Consider the following 5,023-nt stretch of genomic DNA (forward strand, 5'->3'; position numbering starts at 1 on the left):
GACCTCTTCTTCGCGCCGGTGCAGCAGCTCTCCCAGGTCTTCGACGGGTACCAGCAGGCCACCGTCTCGCTCGGCCGGATCCAGGAACTCCTCCAGGAGCCGGCGTCCACCACCGACCAGGACGAACCGCTGGACGTGCTGTCGCTGCGCGGCGAGATCGCGTTCGAGGACGTGTCCTTCGCGTACGGCGGCGAGGAGGCCGCGCTCACCGGTGTCGACCTGCGTATCCCGGCCGGGCAGACGGTCGCGTTCGTCGGCGAGACCGGTGCGGGCAAGTCCACCCTCGTCAAGCTCGTCGCCCGGTTCTACGATCCGACGGGCGGCCGGGTCACGGCGGACGGCACCGATCTGCGCAGCCTCGGTCTCACCGCGTACCGGCACCGGCTCGGAGTCGTACCGCAGGAGGCGTACCTCTTCGCCGGTACGGTGCGTGACGCCATCGCGTACGGGCGGCCGGAGGCCACCGACGCGGAGGTGGAGGCGGCGTCCAGGGCCGTCGGCGCGCACGACATGATCGCCACCCTGGACGGCGGCTATCTGCACGAGGTCGCCGAGCGGGGCCGCAATCTCTCCGCCGGACAGCGGCAGCTGATCGCCCTGGCCCGCGCCGAACTCGTCGACCCGGACATCCTGCTGCTCGACGAGGCCACCGCGTCCCTGGACCTCGCCAGCGAGGCGCTGGTCAACCAGGCGACCGACCGCCTCGCGGGCCGGCGCACCACTCTGGTCGTCGCCCACCGGCTGACCACCGCCGCCCGCGCCGACCGGGTCGTGGTGATGGACCACGGCCGGGTCGTCGAGGACGGCACGCACGACGAACTCCTCGCCCTGGACGGGAAGTACGCCGTGCTGTGGCGCACCTTCATCGGGGAGGACGAGCCGGCCGCGGTGTGAACGACGGGCGCGTCCCGGCCGGTCAGCCCCGGATGGCGGAGATCTTCCCGGTGCCCAGGTCCTGCCGCACGGTCAGGTAGGTGTACGTCCGGTGAGCGGTCGTGCCCCAGGTGAGGCGGACCGTCGACCAGGTGTGGCCGGCGCCGCTGTCACTCGGGGTGACCCGGAATCCGGCCGGTACGTCCTGGGCGCGCAGCACCCCGTCGGCGTGGTTCTTCGCCTCCCAGCGCTTCAGCTCCGAGCGCAGTGCGGGCGTCAGATAGAAGCTCCGGAGCGTGGTGGCGAGCTTGCCGCCGCCCTCGGCGGCGATGGCGTCGAGGTAGGAGCCGTAGAAGTGGGCGACCAGCTGGTCCCGCGGGGCGTCGCGCTCGCTGTGCGCCGGTGCGGCGGTGGGTGCGGCCTGCGGTGCGACAGCCGCGGTGGCCGGGACGGCGGCGACCGCGGTCAGGAGAGCGGCCGCGAGCAGTGTGCGACCGATGAGGCGGCGGTCGCGGGGACGCTGGGCGGCGCGGAGTCGGGTCATGGCAGTGACTTCCTTTCGGGTGGCTTGTCCTGTTGGAGTCATCGTGTGGCGGTTTGGTTGCCCGGTATGCCGAGCGCGCCCGGTGCAACCTCCGGATGGCCTCCCGCGTCGTACGCAGGTACGCGTATGTGCGTCCATGTGTCGGGTAGCGGTGCAAGTGTTCGATGAGGCGATGGGGCTGCTGGTGAACAGAGCGACGATCAGAGGGACCGCGGGGTCCGGCGGGCGCGCGGGGCGCGGGCGTGCCGTCCGGCCGCTCGTCCTGGCCCTGACCACCGCCCTCGCACTGCTCCTCGGCGGGGTCGGAGCGACCGGCGCGGGCGCCGCGTCGGTCTGTGCCGGACGGCCGGCGAAGACGCTGACGTTCGGTACGGGCGAACTGCGCGTCTACAAGACCCGCTCCTACGCCTGCGCCCTCGCGGTCGCCGCCAAGCCCGGTGCGCGCCGCCGGATGTCCGTACAGATCCAGCCGCGCGGCGGGCGCCCCGTCATCGACAGCGGCTCCTTCACCCGGCAGGCCGGACCGGTCACGGTCCACGCGCTGAACCGGTGCGTCCGGGTCTCCGGCACCATCTCGGGACGGACCGGCTCCACGGGCTGGATCCTGTGCTGACCGGGTGATTCGTCCGGGCCGGGTGGCAATGAGGTCTGGCGGCACCGGTGTTGCCCCGCTAGGTTCACGTCGTCTGTTGTGAATCAAGGGGAGGGTGTATGCGCAAGGCGCTCAGAGGTTTCCTGTCGCTCGCGATGCTCATCGGCACAGTGAGTGCGACGGGTGCCTCCGCCGGGGCGGCCACCGCCGCCGAACCGGCCTCGCTCCGTTCCGCCGTCAGCGACAGCGGTACGAGCACGGACATCAAGGACCGCATCCTGGCCATCCCGGGAATGAGCCTCATCGAGGAGAAGCCCTATCCGGGCTACCGCTACTTCGTCCTCAACTACACCCAGCCGGTCGACCACCGGCACCCGTCCAAGGGGACGTTCCAGCAGCGGATCACCCTGCTGCACAAGGACACGTCCCGTCCGACGGTGTTCTTCACCAGCGGATACAACGTGTCCACCAATCCCAGCCGCTCCGAGCCGACCCGGATCGTGGACGGCAACCAGGTCTCGCTGGAGTACCGGTTCTTCACCCCGTCCCGCCCGTCGCCCGCCGACTGGTCCAAGCTCGACATCTGGCAGGCCGCCAGTGACCAGCACCGGGTGTTCACCGCGCTGAAGGGGATCTACTCGAAGAACTGGCTGACCACCGGCGGTTCCAAGGGCGGCATGACGGCCACGTACTACGAGCGCTACTACCCGAAGGACATGGACGGCGTCGTCGCGTATGTCGCGCCCAACGACGTGGTCGACAAGGAGGACTCGGCGTACGACCGGTTCCTGGCAGGCGTCGGCACCAAGGAGTGCCGCGACAAGCTGAACGGCGTGCAGCGCGAGGCGCTGATCCGCCGGGAGCCGCTGGAGGAGAAGTACCGGCAGTACGCCGCCGACAAGGGCTACACCTTCACCACCGTCGGCACCCTCGACAAGGCGTACGAGGCCACCGTCATGGACTACGTCTGGGCGTTCTGGCAGTACAGCCTGCCGGCCGACTGCGAATCCGTCCCGGCCGACGCCAGGACCGCCACCGACCAGGCGATCTGGGACTCGGTCGACTCGATCTCCGGCTTCTCCGCCTACGCCGACCAGGGCCTGGAGAGGTACACGCCGTACTACTACCAGGCGGGCACCCAGCTCGGTGCGCCCGATATCAAGCAGCCCTGGCTCGGCAAGCTCAGCCGGTACGGCTACCAGCCGCCGCGCACGTTCGTGCCGCGCTCCATCCCGATGAAGGCCCAGCCCTCGGTGATGCGGGACATCGACAACTGGGTGCAGCACCACGCCAGCCACATGCTGTACGTGTACGGGCAGAACGACCCGTACGGCGCGGAGCGCTTCCGGCTCGGCGCCGGAGCCCGTGACAGCTACGTCTTCACCGTGTCGGGCGGCAACCACGGGGCGACCGTCGCCGGTCTGGACCCGGCCGAGAACGCCACGGCCACCGCGGCCGTCCTGCGCTGGGCGGGCGTCGCCCCGGCCGCCGTCCAGGCGGACCCGGCGAAGGCCAAGCCGCTCGCGAAGTTCGACGCGGTGCTCGACAAGCGGGACCTGACGACCGAGCACCGGCTCGGCACCCGGCGCCCGTAGCACGGAGCCCGTGGCGCAAGCCCGGAGCTGAGCCCCGCGGCGGCGGCCGTAAGAGCGGTCAGGCCGCCGCCGCGGGGTGTTGCCGGTCCGGCTAGTACGAGAGGCCGTAGCCCACCGGGTACAGCACCTGCGCCGGGTCGTCCGCGCGCTGGACCGGCACCGGCAGGGTGCCCTCCGGTTCGGCGCGGCCCGCGATCACCCGGGCCGCCGCCCGCAGTTCGACATCCGTCCAGGAGTACGCGGCCAGGCTCGCCGCGTACCCCGTCCCGGCCAGCTGGGCGATGTCGTACGGATTGCGGATCGCGACCGTGATCACCGGGACGCCGGTCGCGGCCAGCGCGCGCACCAGGGTCCGCTGCGAACTGGTCGCCGTGACGTTGTAGGTGCCCACGACCACCGCGTCCTTGCCCTGCGCGGCCGCCACCGCCGCGTCGATGTTCGCCTGGGCCGGCGCGGTGCCGGTGGACAGGGCGGTGGCCGCGTACCCCAGCTCCTTGAACTCCGCGGCCAGGGTGGCCGTCGGCGGTCCCGTCGTGCCGGACGGGGAGGCCGGATCGGCCCCCACCACCAGCAGGTTGCGGTGGGAGCGCCGAGACAGCGGCAGCAGCGAGCCCTCGTTGGCCAGCAGGGTGGTCGTGTGCTCCGCGATCCGGTCGGCGGCGGCCAGGTGCGACCGGGTGCCGACGGTACGGTCCACGCCCCGGTGGCTGACGAACGGGTCCTCGAACAACCCCAGCTTCGTCTTCAGCCGCAGGATGCGCAGGATCGATTCCTCGATCCGGGCCTCACTGATCTCGCCGCTCTTGACGGCCGCCAGCAGGGCGTTCCAGGAGACGTCGAGACTGGGCGGGTTGAGCAGCTGGTCGACGCCCGCCTGCACGGCGAGCACCGGGACCCGCTTGTCGCCGTACTTCGTCCGCACGCCCTCCATGCCGAGCGAGTCGGTGACGACGACGCCGTCGTAACCCAGCTCCTCACGCAGGATTCCGGTGAGGATGGGCCGGGACAGGGTCGCCGGGTCCTCGGCGGGGTCGAGCGCGGGCACCACGATGTGCGCCGTCATGATCGAGTCGATGCCCGCGGCGATCGCGGCACGGAACGGCGGCTCGTCCAGCTCGGCCCACTGCTCGCGGGTGTGGCCGATGACCGGAAGGCCGGTGTGGCTGTCGGTGCTGGTGTCGCCGTGGCCGGGGAAGTGCTTGGCCGTGGAGGCGATTCCGGCGCTCTGGTACCCCTTCACCTGGGCGGCGACCATTCCGGCCACCGACTGCGGGTCGGAGCCGAAGGAGCGCACCCCGATCACCGGATTGGCCGGGTTGACGTTGACGTCCGCGTCCGGGGCGTAGTTCTGGCAGATCCCGATCGCGGCCAGCTCGGCGCCCGCGATCTGCCCCGCCTCGCGGGCGTCGGAGCTGGCCG

Annotated in this window: 5 protein-coding genes; 3 read left to right on the forward strand and 2 right to left on the reverse strand. The window is 71.5% G+C overall.

Going from position 1 to position 5,023, the window contains the following annotated elements:
• The coding region (locus J1C73_RS33025) for an ABC transporter ATP-binding protein (protein ID WP_207319585.1) at positions 1 to 894 on the forward strand (894 nt) is incomplete at its 5' end.
• 22 nt (positions 895 to 916) lie between these two features.
• Here the strand turns inward: J1C73_RS33025 and J1C73_RS33030 are convergent.
• On the reverse strand, positions 917 to 1,417 hold the full coding sequence (locus tag J1C73_RS33030; RefSeq protein ID WP_207319586.1) for a hypothetical protein: 501 nt from the start codon (positions 1,415 to 1,417) through the stop codon (positions 917 to 919).
• 172 nt (positions 1,418 to 1,589) lie between these two features.
• On the opposite strand from J1C73_RS33030, the gene J1C73_RS33035 reads away from it, so the two are divergent.
• Positions 1,590 to 2,030 (forward strand): hypothetical protein, encoded by a 441-nt coding sequence (locus tag J1C73_RS33035; protein WP_242645051.1) that lies wholly within the window; start codon positions 1,590 to 1,592, stop codon positions 2,028 to 2,030.
• A gap of 98 nt (positions 2,031 to 2,128) precedes the next feature.
• On the forward strand, positions 2,129 to 3,604 hold the full coding sequence (locus tag J1C73_RS33040) for a S28 family serine protease (RefSeq protein ID WP_207319587.1): 1,476 nt from the start codon (positions 2,129 to 2,131) through the stop codon (positions 3,602 to 3,604).
• Positions 3,605 to 3,695: 91 nt separating this feature from the next.
• On the opposite strand, the gene J1C73_RS33045 is transcribed toward J1C73_RS33040, so the two are convergent.
• Positions 3,696 to 5,023 (reverse strand): glycoside hydrolase family 3 protein (locus J1C73_RS33045; protein WP_207319588.1); only part of this gene is annotated, 1,328 nt, incomplete at its 5' end.

It is taken from the genome of Streptomyces laculatispora, from assembly GCF_017353455.1.
Taxonomy (GTDB): domain Bacteria; phylum Actinomycetota; class Actinomycetes; order Streptomycetales; family Streptomycetaceae; genus Streptomyces; species Streptomyces laculatispora.

Bases quoted from the DNA above. Each gene is read 5' to 3' on its own strand.
- J1C73_RS33030 (WP_207319586.1), bottom strand. From the start codon at position 1,417: ATGACCCGACTCCGCGCCGCCCAGCGTCCCCGCGACCGCCGCCTCATC.
- J1C73_RS33035 (WP_242645051.1), top strand. From the start codon at position 1,590: ATGGGGCTGCTGGTGAACAGAGCGACGATCAGAGGGACCGCGGGGTCC.
- J1C73_RS33040 (WP_207319587.1), top strand. From the start codon at position 2,129: ATGCGCAAGGCGCTCAGAGGTTTCCTGTCGCTCGCGATGCTCATCGGC.